Annotated in this window: 13 protein-coding genes and 2 tRNA genes; 8 read left to right on the top strand and 7 right to left on the bottom strand. The window is 67.3% G+C overall.

Annotated features, from left to right (window positions below):
* Positions 1-8: 8 nt before the first annotated feature.
* From gyrB to A5702_RS22475, 5 genes are all read left to right on the top strand, one after another.
* Entirely contained in the window at positions 9-2042 is a 2034-nt protein-coding gene (gyrB, locus tag A5702_RS22495) for a DNA topoisomerase (ATP-hydrolyzing) subunit B (protein WP_055401399.1), read from the top strand.
* A 36-nt stretch (positions 2043-2078) separates the two neighbouring features.
* Positions 2079-5855, top strand: a complete 3777-nt coding sequence (gene gyrA / locus A5702_RS22490) for an intein-containing DNA gyrase subunit A (RefSeq protein WP_068223880.1) — start codon at positions 2079-2081, stop codon at positions 5853-5855.
* 76 nt (positions 5856-5931) lie between these two features.
* On the top strand, positions 5932-6798 hold the full coding sequence (locus tag A5702_RS22485) for a DUF3566 domain-containing protein (protein WP_055404548.1): 867 nt from the start codon (positions 5932-5934) through the stop codon (positions 6796-6798).
* A 60-nt stretch (positions 6799-6858) separates the two neighbouring features.
* Positions 6859-6932, top strand: a tRNA-Ile gene (locus tag A5702_RS22480).
* A 154-nt stretch (positions 6933-7086) separates the two neighbouring features.
* A tRNA-Ala gene (locus A5702_RS22475) sits at positions 7087-7159 on the top strand.
* A 4-nt stretch (positions 7160-7163) separates the two neighbouring features.
* Here A5702_RS22475 and cwsA read toward each other — a convergent pair.
* Complete coding sequence (gene cwsA / locus A5702_RS22470; protein ID WP_055404549.1) at positions 7164-7598, bottom strand: cell wall synthesis protein CwsA; 435 nt, start codon at positions 7596-7598, stop codon at positions 7164-7166.
* A gap of 128 nt (positions 7599-7726) precedes the next feature.
* On the opposite strand from cwsA, the gene A5702_RS22465 reads away from it, so the two are divergent.
* Complete coding sequence (locus A5702_RS22465; protein ID WP_055404550.1) at positions 7727-8275, top strand: peptidylprolyl isomerase; 549 nt, start codon at positions 7727-7729, stop codon at positions 8273-8275.
* 15 nt (positions 8276-8290) lie between these two features.
* Here A5702_RS22465 and A5702_RS22460 read toward each other — a convergent pair whose 3' ends face one another.
* Both A5702_RS22460 and crgA read right to left on the bottom strand, forming a co-directional pair.
* Positions 8291-8719 carry a PH domain-containing protein gene (locus A5702_RS22460; protein ID WP_068223876.1) on the bottom strand — a complete coding sequence of 143 codons (429 nt, stop codon included), beginning with the start codon at positions 8717-8719 and terminating at the stop codon, positions 8291-8293.
* Positions 8720-8874: 155 nt separating this feature from the next.
* Complete coding sequence (gene crgA, locus A5702_RS22455) at positions 8875-9156, bottom strand: cell division protein CrgA (RefSeq protein ID WP_055404552.1); 282 nt, start codon at positions 9154-9156, stop codon at positions 8875-8877.
* Between the two features lie 118 nt (positions 9157-9274).
* Here crgA and A5702_RS22450 point away from each other — a divergent pair, with 118 nt between their 5' ends.
* Both A5702_RS22450 and A5702_RS22445 read left to right on the top strand, forming a co-directional pair.
* A complete protein-coding gene (locus A5702_RS22450) occupies positions 9275-10018 on the top strand; it encodes a DUF881 domain-containing protein (protein ID WP_068223874.1) in 744 nt (247 codons plus the stop codon).
* 26 nt (positions 10019-10044) lie between these two features.
* Positions 10045-10731: an aminodeoxychorismate/anthranilate synthase component II gene (locus A5702_RS22445; RefSeq protein WP_068223871.1), complete on the top strand. Its 687-nt coding sequence runs from the start codon at positions 10045-10047 to the stop codon at positions 10729-10731.
* Here the strand turns inward: A5702_RS22445 and pknB are convergent.
* From pknB to A5702_RS22425, 4 genes are all read right to left on the bottom strand, one after another.
* Positions 10709-12583: a Stk1 family PASTA domain-containing Ser/Thr kinase gene (gene pknB, locus A5702_RS22440; RefSeq protein WP_055404555.1), complete on the bottom strand. Its 1875-nt coding sequence runs from the start codon at positions 12581-12583 to the stop codon at positions 10709-10711. The two genes, A5702_RS22445 and pknB, sit on opposite strands and share 23 nt — an antisense overlap.
* Positions 12580-13902, bottom strand: coding sequence for a serine/threonine-protein kinase (locus A5702_RS22435; RefSeq protein ID WP_068223868.1), 1323 nt, complete (start codon positions 13900-13902; stop codon positions 12580-12582). The genes pknB and A5702_RS22435 overlap by 4 nt, the downstream gene beginning before the upstream one ends.
* A complete protein-coding gene (pbpA, locus tag A5702_RS22430; protein ID WP_068223865.1) occupies positions 13899-15377 on the bottom strand; it encodes a D,D-transpeptidase PbpA in 1479 nt (492 codons plus the stop codon). The genes A5702_RS22435 and pbpA overlap by 4 nt, the downstream gene beginning before the upstream one ends.
* On the bottom strand, positions 15374-16599 hold a 1226-nt coding region (locus A5702_RS22425), incomplete at its 5' end, for an FtsW/RodA/SpoVE family cell cycle protein (protein ID WP_068223862.1). The genes pbpA and A5702_RS22425, both read right to left, overlap by 4 nt.

Genomic DNA, 16599 nt, shown 5'->3' with positions numbered 1-16599 from the left:
TTCCGACCGTGGCTGCCCAGAAGAAGAAGGCGCAAGACGAATACGGCGCGTCAGCGATCACCGTGCTCGAAGGGCTCGAGGCCGTCCGCAAACGCCCCGGCATGTACATCGGGTCCACCGGTGAGCGCGGTCTGCACCACCTCATCTGGGAGGTGGTCGACAACTCGGTGGACGAGGCGATGGCCGGTTACGCCACCAAGGTCGATGTGCGGCTCCTCGATGACGGCAGCGTGGAGGTCACCGACGACGGGCGGGGCATCCCGGTGGCCATGCACGCCACCGGCGCGCCCACCGTCGACGTGGTGATGACCCAGCTGCACGCCGGCGGCAAGTTCGGCGGCGAGAACAGCGGCTACACCGTCAGCGGTGGGCTGCACGGCGTCGGTGTGTCGGTGGTCAACGCGCTGTCCACCCGTCTGGAAGTCAACATCAAACGCGACGGGCACGAGTGGTTCCAGTACTACGACCGCGCCGTGCCCGGCACCCTCAAGCAGGGCGAGGCCACCAAGAAGACCGGCACCACCATCCGGTTCTGGGCCGATCCCGAGATCTTCGAAACTCTCGAATACGACTTCGAGACCGTCGCGCGCCGGCTCCAGGAGATGGCCTTCCTAAACAAGGGCCTCACCATCAACCTCACCGACGAACGCGTCGAGCAGGACGAGGTCGTCGATGAGGTGGTCAGCGACACCGCCGAGGCACCCAAGTCCGCCGAGGAGAAGGCCGCGGAATCGACTGCGCCGCATAAGGTCAAGCACCGCACGTTCCATTACCCCGGCGGGTTGGTCGACTTCGTCAAGCACATCAACCGCACGAAGAGCCCGATCCAGCAGAGCGTCATCGACTTCGACGGCAAGGGCACCGGCCATGAGGTCGAAATCGCGATGCAGTGGAACGGCGGCTACTCGGAGTCGGTGCACACCTTCGCCAACACCATCAACACGCACGAGGGCGGCACCCACGAAGAGGGCTTCCGCAGCGCGCTGACATCGGTGGTGAACAAGTACGCCAAAGACAAGAAGCTGCTGAAGGACAAGGACCCCAACCTCACCGGCGATGACATCCGGGAAGGGCTGGCGGCGGTCATCTCGGTCAAGGTCAGCGAGCCGCAGTTCGAGGGCCAGACCAAGACCAAGCTGGGCAACACCGAGGTCAAGTCGTTCGTGCAGAAGGTATGCAACGAACAGCTGACGCACTGGTTCGAGGCCAACCCCTCGGAGGCGAAAACCGTTGTGAATAAGGCGGTGTCGTCGGCGCAGGCGCGGATCGCGGCGCGCAAGGCGCGCGAACTGGTGCGCCGCAAGAGCGCCACGGACCTCGGCGGCCTGCCCGGCAAGCTCGCCGACTGCCGCTCCACCGACCCGCGTAAGTCGGAACTGTATGTGGTGGAAGGTGATTCGGCCGGCGGCTCGGCGAAGAGCGGCCGCGACTCGATGTTCCAGGCGATCCTGCCGTTGCGCGGCAAGATCATCAACGTCGAGAAGGCCCGCATCGACCGGGTGCTGAAGAACACCGAAGTCCAGGCGATCATCACCGCGCTGGGCACCGGCATCCACGACGAGTTCGACATCACCAAGCTGCGCTACCACAAGATCGTCCTGATGGCCGACGCTGACGTGGACGGCCAGCACATCTCGACCCTGCTGCTGACGCTGCTGTTCCGGTTCATGCGGCCGCTGATCGAGCACGGGCACGTCTTCCTGGCCCAACCGCCGCTGTATAAGCTGAAGTGGCAGCGCAGCGACCCGGAGTTCGCATACTCCGACCGCGAACGCGACGGCCTGCTCGAGGCGGGGCTCAAGGCCGGCAAGAAGATCAACAAAGAGGACGGCATCCAGCGGTACAAGGGTCTGGGTGAGATGGACGCCAAGGAATTGTGGGAGACCACGATGGATCCGTCGGTGCGTGTACTGCGTCAAGTCACGCTGGACGACGCCGCGGCGGCCGACGAACTGTTCTCCATCCTGATGGGCGAAGACGTCGACGCCCGCCGCAGCTTCATCACCCGCAACGCCAAAGACGTTCGCTTCCTGGATGTCTGACGCAGTCAGGCACGCCAACCCGAAAAAGGGGAATAGATGACTGACACCACGCTGCCCCCCGGCGACGAGGCCGGCGACCGCATCGAACCGGTTGACATTCAGCAGGAGATGCAGCGCAGCTACATCGACTACGCGATGAGCGTGATCGTCGGGCGCGCACTGCCGGAGGTGCGCGACGGCCTCAAGCCGGTGCACCGCCGCGTGCTGTACGCGATGTACGACTCGGGCTTCCGCCCGGATCGTAGCCACGCCAAGTCGGCGCGGTCGGTCGCCGAAACGATGGGTAACTACCACCCCCACGGTGACGCGTCGATCTACGACACCTTGGTGCGCATGGCGCAGCCGTGGTCGCTGCGCTACCCCCTGGTCGACGGCCAGGGCAACTTCGGCTCTCCGGGCAACGATCCACCAGCGGCGATGCGCTACTGCCTGACGGGTGATGCGTTGGTGCGCTTGCCGTTTGGGCAATCCGTACGGATCGGCGATGTCGTTCCGGCCGCCCGGCCCAACTCGGACAACGCTGTCGAACTCAAGGTATTAGACCGCCACGGCAACCCTGTTGCGGTGGATCGCCTGTTTCATTCGGGCGAGCACCAGACCTACACCGTGCGCACCGCCGAGGGCTATCAAGTCACCGGCACGTCGAACCACCCGTTGCTGTGCCTGGTCGACGTCGGTGGCGTACCGACGCTGCTGTGGAAACTGATCGAAGAAATTCGGCCCGACGACCATGTCGTGTTGCAGCGCACCCCTTCGATGGAGTTCGGGCCCGCCGACTGGCACGACGTGATGGAAGCGCTTCTGCTGGGCGCCTTCATCAGCGAGGGATTCGTATCCGAAACACGCGCGGGGTTCAACAACTGCGATCGCGACTATTTCAACATGGTGGTCGCCTCATACGACGCCGTCGTGGGTGGTCCGCGCTATGCCTACTCCCGCACGATCGCCTCGGGATCGACATTGCACGAACTGGACGTGCAGAACTTGACGGCGATCCAGAAGACGCGACTCGCGGTTCTATGCGGGCAACGTTCTGCCGACAAGCATGTGCCGCAATGGCTTTGGCAATCACCGGCCGCCGTGAAGCGGGCGTTCCTCCAGGCCCTCTTCGAGGGCGACGGCTCTTGCTCCGCTTTGCCGCGCAATACCATTCAGATCTCTTACTCCACACGCAGCGAGCAGCTGGCGGTGGACGTCCAGCAGATGTTGCTGGAGTTCGGGGTCGTTTCAAAGCGGTACCGATTTGCGGTCGGCGAGTACAAGGTCGTTGTAACCAACCGTGCCCAAGCCGAACTGTTCGCTACCCGGATCGGTTTCGGTGGTGCCAAGCAAGCCAAGCTGACGCGAATTCTTGCCGCGATGCCCGCGTGCGCCGGCAGGGATGCCGACCACGTTCCGGGGCTGGCCGCATTCATCCGCAAGCATGCGGGCGGCAGGTGGATCGACCGCGACTGGCTGAACCGCCACAACATCGACCGCATTCAACGCTGGCGCGATCGCGGCGCTGAAATCCTTGCGCACATTGCAGATCCGGATGTACGTGCGATCGCGACCGACCTCACCGACGGCCGGTTCTATTACGCGCGGGTCGCGTCGGTGACGGAGGCGGGGGTACAGGCGGTATACAGCCTGCGCGTTGATACCGACGACCACGCATTCCTCTCCAACGGCTTCGTCAGTCACAACACCGAAGCGCGCCTTACGCCGTTGGCCATGGAGATGCTGCGCGAAATCGACGAGGAGACAGTCGATTTCATCCCCAACTACGACGGCCGGGTGCAAGAGCCTACGGTGCTGCCCAGCCGGTTCCCCAACCTGCTCGCCAACGGCTCGGGCGGCATCGCGGTCGGCATGGCGACCAACATCCCGCCGCACAATCTGCGGGAGCTCGCCGAGGCCGTGTTCTGGTGCCTGGAAAACCACGAGGCCGACGAGGAGGCCACCCTGGCGGCGTGCATGGAGCGCGTCAAGGGGCCCGACTTCCCCACCGCCGGCTTGATCGTCGGCAGCCAGGGCATCTCCGACGCCTACAAGACCGGCCGCGGGTCCATCCGGATGCGCGGCGTAGTGGAGGTCGAAGAGGCAAGGGGCCGAACCTCTTTGGTGATCACCGAGTTGCCGTACCAGGTGAATCACGACAACTTCATCACCTCGATCGCCGAGCAGGTTCGCGACGGCCGGCTGGCCGGCATCTCCAACGTGGAGGACCAGGGCAGCGACCGCGTCGGCGTGCGCATCGTCGTCGAGATCAAGCGCGATGCCGTGGCCAAGGTGGTGCTGAACAACCTCTACAAGCACACCCAGCTGCAGACCAGCTTCGGCGCGAACATGTTGGCCATCGTCGACGGGGTGCCGCGCACGCTGCGGCTGGACCAGATGATCCGCCACTACGTGGCGCACCAACTCGACGTGATCGTGCGGCGCACCACCTATCGGTTGCGCAAGGCCAACGAACGCGCCCACATCCTGCGCGGCCTGGTCAAGGCCCTCGACGCGCTGGACGAGGTGATCGCCCTGATTCGCGCGTCGGAGACGGTCGACATCGCAAGGGCCGGCCTGATCGAGCTGCTCGACATCGACGAGATCCAGGCCCAGGCGATCCTGGACATGCAGTTGCGTCGCCTTGCGGCCCTGGAGCGCCAGCGCATCATCGACGACCTGGCCAAGATCGAGGCCGAGATCGCCGACCTGGAAGACATCTTGGCCAAGCCCGAGCGGCAGCGTGGCATCGTGCGCGACGAGCTCGCCGAGATCGTCGAGAAGCACGGCGACGACCGCCGCACGCGAATCGTCGCGGCCGACGGCGAGGTCAGCGACGAGGACCTGATCGCCCGCGAGGACGTGGTCGTCACCATCACCGAGACCGGCTACGCCAAACGCACCAAGACCGACCTGTACCGCAGCCAGAAACGCGGCGGCAAGGGCGTGCAGGGCGCCGGCCTCAAGCAGGACGACATCGTCAAGCACTTCTTCGTGAGCTCGACCCACGACTGGATCCTGTTCTTCACCACCCAGGGCCGGGTCTACCGCGCGAAGGCCTACGAACTGCCCGAGGCGTCTCGGACCGCGCGCGGCCAGCACGTCGCCAACCTGCTGGCCTTCCAGCCCGAGGAGCGCATCGCCCAGGTCATCCAGATCCGCAGCTACGAGGACGCCCCGTACCTGGTGCTCGCCACCCGCAACGGCCTGGTCAAGAAGACCAAGCTGACCGACTTCGACTCCAACCGGTCCGGCGGGATCGTGGCGATCAACCTGCGCGACAACGACGAACTCGTCGGCGCGGTGCTGTGCTCGTCGGATGAGGACCTGCTGCTGGTGTCGGCCAACGGCCAGTCCATCCGGTTCTCGGCGACCGACGAGGCGCTGCGCCCGATGGGGCGCGCCACCTCCGGCGTGCAGGGCATGCGGTTCAACGCGGACGATTACCTGTTGTCGCTCAACGTGGTTCGTGAAGGCACGTACCTGTTGGTGGCGACCTCCGGCGGCTACGCCAAGCGGACCGCGATCGAGGAGTATCCGGTGCAGGGCCGCGGCGGCAAGGGTGTGCTGACGGTGATGTACGACCGGCGGCGCGGCAGGTTGGTGGGCGCGTTGATCGTCGACGACGACAGCGAGCTCTACGCCATCACCTCCGGCGGCGGAGTGATCCGCACCGACGCGAGACAGGTCCGCAAGGCGGGACGGCAGACCAAGGGCGTTCGCCTGATGAACCTGGGCGAGGACAACACCCTGCTGGCCATCGCGCGCAACGCGGAGGAGAACGCGGACGAGGTCGTCGAGGAAGCGGAGGGCGCCGCGGACGCGGACGGCTAGCCGGTGTCAATCCGGGCGGCCCCTCGAACGGCCGGGCAATTAGACTCGGCCCGACCAGACAATGTAAGGAGTCGGGGTGAGCTCACCGAACGAGCCGGGTGTCCCCAATCAGGGCGACGGCCCTAACGGGGATGGTTCGGCCGAGCGCGCCGGTATACACCGCGCGGCGCCGCCCGCACAGGGCGGCCGTGCCCCGGACGCCGGGGATTCGCCGCCGCGGCCGCGCGGCGGACCCCGTCCCCCGCAGCGCCCGGCCGAGCCGGGCCAACCGACCGGAGTCGAGGCCCGGCTGAACCGCTTCATATCCGGCACCGCCGCACCCGGCGCGCCGCAGGCCAAGACCGCGCCGCACGAGGCCGACGCCCCGCACCCCCGTGGCGACGGCCCGCCCGCGGAGGCGTACGCCAGCGAATTGCCGGACCTGTCCGGCCCCATTCCGCGGGCGTCGCAGCGCAAGACCCCGCCCGAGCGCTCGCCGGAGGCGTCGAGCCTGCTGGGGGCCGGCCGGTCGTCGGGCGCGGAGAATCGGGAGGCCCGCGAGGGCCGGGAAAGCCGCACCCAGGTGTCCCGGCGCCCGCGCGGCCCGGTGCGGGCCAGCATGCAGATCCGCCGCATCGACCCGTGGAGCACGCTGAAGGTGTCGCTGCTGCTCTCGGTCGCGTTGTTCTTCGTGTGGATGATCGCTGTGGCGTTCCTGTATTTGGTGCTCGGCGGAATGGGCGTGTGGTCCAAGCTCAACAGCAACGTGGGCGACCTGCTCAATAACACCAGCGGCAGCAGCGGCGAGCTCGTTTCCAGCGGCACCATCTTCGGCGGCGCCGTGCTGATCGGCTTGGTCAACATCGTGCTGTTGACCGCGATGGCCACCATCGCCGCGTTCGTCTACAACCTGACCACCGATCTGATCGGCGGCATCGAAGTGACGCTGGCGGACCGCGACTAGCGTTTTTGGGGGTGGGGCGGCGATTGCGGTAATCTCGTCGCTCGGCCGTACTGCGCGTACGGGCCTATAGCTCAGGCGGTTAGAGCGCTTCGCTGATAACGAAGAGGTCGGAGGTTCGAGTCCTCCTAGGCCCACAACCATGTGCCCGTCCAGACGTTGCGTAAGACTCGCCCTGCCAATCACACTGATCGCTGTGGTGGCGGCGGCGGTGGCGCGGTCCCGGCGCGGGGTTGAGGTCTGGCACGTGGCGGTGGACGACCCGTCCGGTCAGCCACCCAGTCACGGCGAGGGGCCTTAGCTCAGTTGGTAGAGCACCGCCTTTGCAAGGCGGGTGTCAGGGGTTCGATTCCCCTAGGCTCCACAAATCACGGGCGCGGCTGAACGTCGACGCTTGGCGGCCGCGACTGCGGATCCTGAGGCTTCGCCCGCACCGACCGCCGCACGATGCTGAACGCCACGGCGCCGCCGGCAAGCACCACCACCGCCGCCCCCGCGAACACCCACGGGCGCCGGGTTCGGCGCTGCGCCCGCCGCGCGTCCTGCAGCGCCTGAGGCAAGTTGGACACCACCTCCTGCGCGGCCGCGAGCTCCTGGGCGAGCGTCTCCTGGGCCGCGGCGAGCTCTTTGGCCAGGCGCCCCTCTTGATACTTGCGGCGAATCTGCGACGCGCCCGACTGCGCCGACTGGACACCCAGGCCGACGACCCCCCGGGTCACGTCCACCGGTCCCAGTGTCGAGTAGGTCAGGCCGCGGGCAAGTCGCTCCCGCGGGGTCAGCCGAGATTCCGCCTTCGCGCTCATCTGCCGCCTTTCTGTGCGTCCTGAACAGACTGCCAGCATAGGGACGCCGGCGGAACCGTTATGCGCGCGGCGCGTTTTCGGCGCCCGCGCGGGTTGGGTGGCACCGGCTGCGGGCGGACCCACGCGTAGTGGCAGACTCTCATGCCGTGACCAACAGCCCCTTTCAGACCGCTACCGCCACACTCCACACCAACCGCGGCGACATCAAAGTCGCCCTGTTCGGCAACCACGCCCCCAAGACCGTCGCCAACTTCGTCGGCCTGGCGCAGGGCACCAAGGAGTACTCGACCCAGAACGCATCGGGCGGGTCCTCCGGCCCGTTCTACGACGGCGCGGTCTTTCACCGGGTGATCCAGGGCTTCATGATCCAGGGCGGCGACCCGACCGGAACCGGTCGCGGCGGCCCGGGCTACAAGTTCGCCGACGAGTTCCACCCCGAACTGCAATTCGACAAGCCATACCTGCTGGCGATGGCGAACGCCGGCCCGGGCACCAACGGTTCCCAGTTCTTCATCACGGTGGGCAAGACTCCTCACCTGAACCGGCGGCACACCATCTTCGGTGAAGTCACGGACCCCGAGTCGCAGCAAGTTGTCGACGCGATCGCGACGACGTCGACCGACAGCAACGACCGCCCCACCGAGCCGGTCGTCATCGAGTCGATCACGATCTCGTAGGCCCGGCCGGCCCCGTCATCCCGGCGGACGCGCGCCCGCGTAACCGGCGTCCGTCAGCGCGTCGAGCACCTCCAGCGGGTCGGTCCCGAGGTCCCAACGGGAGAAGAGCACCAAACCGCCGTCGGCCGTCTCGACCTCGAGCAGCCGGACTTTGCGTCCGTAGCGGCGGAACTCGGTGATCCGGATGATCTTGATGTCGGATGGCTGCAATACCTGCGTCCGGAACCATCCCCGGAGCAGCAAGCCGTCGGCCGTAATTGCCAGCTTCGGACGCGCGCGCCACGTGCCGCCCGCAAACAAGATCAGACCCACCGCGGCAATCCCCGTCAAAACGCGCCCCGGCGGGTCTGTGACTGCGGTCACACTGGCGATAGCCATCAAAACGCCCGCGACCCCACAACCAGCGATTCCCGTCGTGCGGGGCTCCCATTGTGTTTGCTGCATCCGCCGCTCAGGCCCTCCCACCATGGCCGATGGAGTTATCCACAGACGCTATCAACAGTGGGGATAAATCACACGCGTGTGATTGGGGGGCGGGAATGTTGCTGGCGCAGTAACCAAGCATCCCAAAAATGAATTCATTCCGCCCCGGGCCGCGCTCAGTGCCAGCGCATCGTCAGCAACAAACCGGTGATCATGAAAGCGAAGGCGATCGCGTAGTTCCACGGGCCCAGTTGCGCCATCCAATTCAGGGCGGTCGGCGCCTGGCTGCCGACGGCCGCGAGTTGAAACACCATCAACCAGACCAGCCCGATCAACATCAGCCCGACGAACAAGGCGACGAACCACACGCTGGACGGCCCGACCTTTACCTTCACCGGCGTGCGGCTCACGGAGCTGACGGTGAAGTCGTTCTTCTTACGGACCTTGGACTTCGGCATGATGACCTCGAGAAGACGGTGAGCGGGACGGGGTGCGACGATAAAGACCGAAGCTGCACACGCAGCTTGGCTACGAGACTAACTCACCTGGCACGGCGACCTGGAAATTGGAGAGCCGATGAGCGACGGACGCCGGTCACCATGGCGCTTCGGCGTACCGGTGGTCTGTCTACTCGCCGGGTTGCTCCTCGCCGCCACGCACGGGGTGTCCGGCGGCGCCGAAATCCGGCGCAGCGATGCCCCGCGGCTGGTCGATCTGGTCCGTGAGGCCCAGGCGTCGGTGAATCATCTCAACGCTCAGCGCGACGCCCTGGCCGGCAAGATCGACGCCGCGCACGGACGGTCCTCGGATCGCGCGTTGGCGGCGATGCTGCGGCGCTCCGCCGAGCTGGCCGCCGAGGCGGGCATGAACCCCGTGCACGGCCCGGGCCTGACGGTCACCCTGGAGGACGCCCCCCGCGACGCCAACGGCCGCTTCCCCCGCGACGCCTCCCCCGACGACCTGGTGGTGCACCAGCAAGACATCGAGGCCGTGCTCAACGCGCTGTGGAGCGCGGGCGCCGAGGCGATTCAGATGCAGGACCAGCGCATCATCGCCACCTCGGTGCCGCGCTGCGTCGGCAACACCCTGCTGCTCAACGGGCGCACCTACAGCCCGCCGTACACGATCACCGCGGTCGGCAACGCGGCCGCCATGCAGGCCGCCCTGGCCGCCGCTCCCCTGGTCGTCTTGTACCGCCAGTACGTGGTCCGATTCGGGCTCGGCTACCGCGAAGAGGTCAAGCCCGACGTCCAGATCGTCGGTCACACCGAGCCGGACCGGCTGCACTTCGCGCAGCCCATGGGAACCATCGGCTACTGATTTCCGGCGGGCGGTAACCTGGCACGGTGCGGATCCTGGTCGTCGACAACTACGACAGCTTCGTGTTCAACCTGGTGCAGTACCTGGGCCAGCTGGGCGTCGAGGCCGAGGTGTGGCGCAACGACGACGCCCGACTCTCCGACCAGGCGGCCGTCGCCAAGCGGTTCGACGGCGTGCTGCTCAGCCCCGGGCCGGGCACCCCGGAACGAGCCGGCGCGTCGATCGGTTTGGTGGGCGCGTGTGCCGCAGAGCGCACCCCGCTGCTCGGGGTTTGCCTGGGGCACCAGGCCATCGGCGTCGCCTTCGGCGCCACGGTCGACCGCGCCCCCGAGCTGCTGCACGGCAAGACCAGCAGCGTCTTCCACACCAACACCGGTGTGCTGCAAGGGCTTCCAGACCCCTTCACGGCGACCCGGTATCACTCGCTGACCATCCTGCCGGAGTCACTGCCCCCGGTGCTCGAAGTGACGGCCCGCACCCGTGGCGGCGTCATCATGGGCGTGCAGCACACCGAGTTGCCGATTCACGGAGTGCAGTTCCACCCGGAGTCCATCCTGACCGAGGGCGGGCATCGGATGCTGGCGAACTGGCTGACCTACTGCGGCTGGACCCGCGACGACACGCTGGTCCGCCGGCTCGAGAACGAGGTGCGCGCGGCGGTGCAGCCGTACGTCCCGGCCGAACCGGAAGCTACTGGCCGAACTTCAGCGTGATGACCCCGTCGCGGTTGCAGCCGGTGCCGGCGGGCGGGTTCTGATAGACCACTTTGTGGGACTGGGAGCCACCCGCGTCCACGTCGGGGCCCTTGTCGAGCACCCCGGTCCAGCCCAGCGCCCGTAGCCGTGGCTCGGCGTCCGTCCAGAACATGCCGCTCAGATCGGGCATCACGAACTGGTTGCCCTTGGACACCTGCAACTCGATCACCGAGTCCACCGGAACCGTTTGGCCCTTGGGCGGATTGGTACCGATCACCTCACCGGCCGGCCGGGTGCTGTCCACCTGCGCCTGGGTGATCTTGGTGAACCCGTACACGGTCAAGTTCTTCTGCGCGACGTCGACGGTCTGACCCCCGACGTCGGGCACCTGCTTGGTCTCCGGGCCCGAGCCGACGATGACCGCGATGACGTTCGTGATCGCGGAGGTCTGGTTGGCCGGCGGGTTGGTGCCGATCACCTTGCCCAGCAGCTCCGGGCTGGACGGCGAGTTCGTCTGCTTGAACTTGCTGAACCCGGCCGCCTTGAGCTTGCTCACCGCGTCGGAGTAGCTCAGTGACGAGACGTCGGGCACCTCGCGCTGTTCGGGACCGGTCGAGACGTTGATCGTGATCTCGTCGCCCGCGCTAACCGAGGCGTTGGCGCCGGGGTCGGTGTTGATGACGTGATCGGGGGGGATCGTGGAATCGGGCTTCTGCAGGGTGCGCGTCTTGAAGCCCCGATTCTGCAGCGTCGCAATGGCATCCGCGGACACCTGGCCCCGCATGTCGGGCACCTGGACGTCGCGGGTGGTGCCGCCGAAGGTGTTGAAGGCGATGACCACGACGATCGTCAGCACCGCCAGCGCGGCGACGGCCACGATCCAGCGGCCGACCGAACCGCCCTCGCGGTCGTCGATGTGGCGCAGGGGTTGGCGGGGCAGCGGATCGGTGCGCGGCCCGGGCTGGTTTCCCGGGGCGGCGAGCATCCCGCTCCGGTCGGCGTCGGTGAGCACCTTGGGCGCCTCGGGTGGTTCGCCGTTGTGCACCCGCACCAGATCGGCGCGCATTTCGGCCGCGGTCTGGTAGCGATTGTCCGGGTTTTTGGCCAGCGCCTTGAGCACGACGGCGTCGAGGTCGGCCGAGATGCCTTCATGTCGCTGGGACGGCGGAATGGGGTCCTCGCGCACATGCTGGTAGGCGACGGCGACGGGCGAGTCTCCGGTGAAAGGCGGTTCGCCCGTGAGGATTTCGTAGAGCACGCAACCGAGCGAGTAGACGTCCGACCGGGCGTCGACGGTGTCGCCGCGGGCCTGCTCGGGCGACAAATACTGGGCCGTGCCGATCACGGCCGCGGTCTGGGTGACGCTGTTGCCGCTGTCGGCGATCGCGCGCGCGATGCCGAAGTCCATCACCTTGACCGCATTGGTGCTGCTGATCATGATGTTCGCCGGCTTGACATCGCGGTGGATGATGCCGTTCTGATGACTGAAGTTCAGGGCCTGACACGCGTCGGCGATGATCTCGATGGCCCGCCGCGGCGGCAGTGGCCCGTCGGTGTGCACGATGTCGCGCAGCGTGACGCCGTCGACGTACTCCATGACGATGTACGGCAGCGGACCCGTCGGTGTCTCCGCCTCGCCGGTGTCGTACACCGCGACGATGGAGGGGTGATTGAGCGCGGCGGCGTTCTGCGCCTCGCGGCGGAACCGCAGATAGAAGCTGGGGTCGCGGGCCAGGTCGGCGCGCAGCACCTTCACCGCGACGTCGCGGTGCAAGCGGACGTCGCGGGCCAGGTGAACCTCGGACATGCCCCCGAAGCCGAGGATTTCGCCCAGTTCATAGCGGTCAGAAAGGTGTTGAGGGGTGGTCATCGTGGTATCTCGTGTCGGGCCGGTGACGCGCCGGACGTCAGTGGTTCGCCCCACCCGCGCCCGGCCGGCCCTCGCTGCAGTCCAGAATTACCTATCGTCGGTCGATCCGTCCAATTAAGCCGCAGCCCGGGTGCGTAACCGGTCGGGGTGTTGCTCGGCGGCGGCGCCGGCGGGCTTCCGGTGTCGGTGACCGTCGGGGGCGGCGGCTGCTGCGGGTTATCCCCGCGGGAATTTATGACGATGAGCACCGCGATGATGATCGCCAGGGCCCCCAGCACTCCGGCGGCCCACAACAACGCGCGCTGACCCGACGAGAAGGTGCGCCGGGCCGGGGGTGGGCGATGTCCTCCGGTGGCGGGCCGGGAGCGCCGCGGCGCCGCGGCCCGGGTGCCGGAGACGGCGGCCGCCCTGGTCGTCGGGCTGGACGGAATGGCCGCCGGCGAGGCCCGCCCGGGGGGCGGCGACTGGCTGGGCCGCGGCGGGCGCCGGCCGGCCCGCACCGCCGCAACCGCGTCGGCGAAGGGCCCGCCGCTGCGGTACCGCATCGCGGGGTTCTTGACGAGCGTGATCTCGATGAGCTCGCGGACGTTGGGCGGCAGCTCCGCGGGCAGCGGCGGCGGCGGCTCCTTGATGTGCTTCATCGCCACCGTCAGGGCCCCGTCACCGGCGAACGGCCGCTTGCCCGAGACCACTTCGTAGCCGACGACGCCCAGCGAGTAGACGTCGCTGGCGGGGGTGGCGTCGTGTCCCAGGGCCTGTTCGGGGGCGATGTACTGGGCGGTGCCCATCACCATGCCGGTCTGGGTTACCGGCGCGGCGTCGACGGCCTTGGCGATGCCGAAGTCGGTGATCTTCACCTGGCCGGTCGGCGTGATCAGAATGTTTCCCGGCTTGACGTCGCGGTGTACCAAACCGGCGGCGTGGGCGATTTGCAGGGCCCGGCCGGTCTGTTCGAGCATGTCGAGCGCGTGCCGCAGCGACAGCCGGCCCGTGCGCTTGAGCACCGAGTTCAGCGGCTCACCGTTGACCAGTTCCATCACCAGGTAGGCGGTGCGGCCCTCCCCGTCCAGCTGGCTTTCGCCGTAGTCGTGGACCTGGGCGATGCCGGGATGGTTGAGCATCGCGGTGGTGCGCGCCTCGGCGCGGAACCGCTCGATGAACTCCGGGTCCTGGGAGAACTCCTGTTTGAGCACCTTGACCGCGACGCGCCGGCCCAGCCGGCTGTCTACCGCCTCCCACACCTGGCCCATGCCGCCGGTGGCGATCAGGCGCTGCAGGCGGTATCTGCCAGACAGCGTCACACCAACTCGCGGGCTCATGGTCCTCCCTGTAGCGCGGCTTGGATCACAGCCCGTCCGATGGGCGCGGCGAGTGCACCTCCCGTCGCGGACAGGCGGTCGCCGCCATTCTCCACCAACACTGCCACGGCGACTCTCGGCGTCTGCGCGGGCGCGAAGGCGATGTACCACGCGTGCGGCGGCGTGTTGCGCGGATCGGAGCCATGCTCTGCCGTACCAGTCTTGGATGCGATCTGCACGCCGGGAATGGCCCCTTTCTGCTGTGCGACCTTCTCGGCGCCGACCATCAGCTCTGTCAGCTTAGCGGCGACCTGGGGTGACACCGCGCGGCGCTGCTGATAGGGAGCGGTGGTGCTGATGTTGGCCAGGTCGGGTCCCTTGAGGCTGTCGATCAGGTAGGGCTGCATCGTGACGCCGCCGTTCGCGATGGTCGCGGCGATCTCGGCGTTCTCCAACGGCGTCAGGGCCACGTCCTTTTGGCCGATGCTGGTCATGCCAAGCGCGGCGGCGTCCGGGATGATCCCGACGGTGGATTCGGCGACCTGCAACGGGATGACGCTCGGGGTGGTGTCCAGGCCGAACGATTGCGCCGTGCTGCGCAGCGCATCCGAGCCGGTGTGCATGCCGAGCTGGACGAACGCGGTGTTGCACGACAGGGCGAACGCCTGCTTGAGCGTCACCGTGGGCTCGCTGCCGCACGGCTGGCCGCCGTAGTTCTCCAGCGTTGCGGTGCTGTCGGGCAACGGAATTGAGGCCGCCGCGGTCAGCTGCTCGGCATCGGTCGCACCGGCCTGCAGCGCCGCGGCGGTGGTGATCACCTTGAACGTGGAACCGGGCGGGTAGGTCTCGGAGATGGCGCGGTTGGTCAGCGGATTGTCGGGGTCGTCACGTAACCGCTGCCATGCCTGCGCCTGCACTTCGGGGTCGTGCGACGCCAGCAGGTTGGGGTCATAGGACGGCGACGACACCATCGCCAGGATCTTGCCGGTGGACGGCTCGAGGGCCACGATCGCGCCCTTACACGGTGTGCCGCCACAGCCCTGCTGCATGGCGTCCCACCCGGCCTGCTGCACCCGCGGCCGGATGGTGGTGTCGACGTTGCCGCCGCGCGGGTCGCGGCCGGTGAAGAAGTCGGCCAGACGGCGGCCGAACAACCGCTCGTCGGATCCGTTCAGCAGCGGGTCCTCGGCGCGCTCCAGACCGGTGCTGGAATAGCGCAGCGAGTAGAAACCGGTGACCGGCGCGTACACCGCCGGGTTCGGGTAGACCCGCAGGAAGCGGAAGCGGCTGTCGGTGGCCACGGAGTAGGCCAGCAACTGGCCGCCGGCGATGATCTGGCCGCGCTGGCGCGAATACTCGTCGAGCAGCACGCGCTGATTTCGCGGGTCGGCGCGCAGCGAGTCCGCGGCGAACACCTGCGTCATCGTGGCGTTGAGCAGCAGCAGCACGATCAGCGCCATGACGGTGACCGAGATGCGGCGCAGAGAGGTGTTCATACCTTCTCGATTACCTCGGTCTTGGCCGCCGCGATCGGCGAATTGGTGCGCTCGCGCCCGCGTAAGGGATGCCGGGCGCTGTTGGAGATGCGGGCGAGGATCGCCAGCAGAATGTAGTTCGCCAGCAGCGACGATCCGCCGTAGGACATCCACGGCGTGGTGAGCCCGGTCAGCGGAATCAGCTGCGTGACACCGCCGACCACGATGAACAGCTGGATGGCCAACGTGGAGGCCAGCCCCGCGGCCAGCAACTTGCCGAAGCTGTCCCGGGTCGCGATCGCGGTGCGCATGCCGCGGACGATGACGATGGTGTAGAGCATCAGAATGCTGGCGAGGCCGACGAGCCCCAGCTCCTCACCGAACGCCGCGATGATGAAGTCGGTTGACGCGGCCGGCACGGTATCGGGTTGGCCGTTGCCCAGTCCGGTGCCGAAGATGCCGCCGGTGGCGAAACTGAACAGCGATTGCACGATCTGATAACCGCTGCCGTCGGGGTCGGAAAACGGGTCCCACCACATCTGCACCCGCACCCGGACGTGAGCGAAGACGAAATACGCGATGACGCTGCCCACCGCGAACAACACCAGGCCGATCATCACCCAGCTGAACCGTTGCGTCGCAAGGTAAACCACCACCAAGAACGACGCGTACAGCAGCAGCGAGGTGCCGAGGTCCTTTTCGAAGGCCATCACCCCGACCGAGATCACCCAGGCGGCCAGCAGGGGTGCGAGGTCGCGCGGGCGCGGCAGGGTCAGCCCCATGAAGTGCTTGCCGACGCTGTTGAACAGTCCGCGCTTGGCGATCAGCACGGCTGAGAAGAAGATCAGCAGCAGGATCTTGGAGAACTCGGCGGGCTGAAACGAGAAGCCGGACACGCGAATCCAGATTTTCGCGCCGTTCTGTTCGGACATCGACGCCGGCAGCAAGGCGGGAATGATCAGCAGCACCAATCCGGCGATGCCGCAGATGTAGCCGTACCGCGCCAGCTGCCGGTGGTCTTTGAGAAACGTGACGACGAGGGCGAACGTGACGACGCCGACCAGGGTCCACATCATCTGCTGGGTGGCGCTGGAGTGATGGCGGCCGCTGAGCTGGCTGCTGACCAGGTCGAGTCGATGGATCATCACCAGGCCAAGTCCGTTGAGCAGCGCCACGATTGGTAGCAGCAGCGGGTCGGTGTAGGGGGCGAACCGCCTGATGGCCATGTGCGCCGACCCGAACA

The sequence above is a fragment of the Mycobacterium sp. E3339 genome (genome assembly GCF_001666915.1).
In the GTDB taxonomy this organism is placed as follows: domain Bacteria; phylum Actinomycetota; class Actinomycetes; order Mycobacteriales; family Mycobacteriaceae; genus Mycobacterium.
The sequence above is the reverse complement of the archived record's forward strand: the minus strand, read 5'-3'. Positions and strand labels throughout refer to the sequence as shown.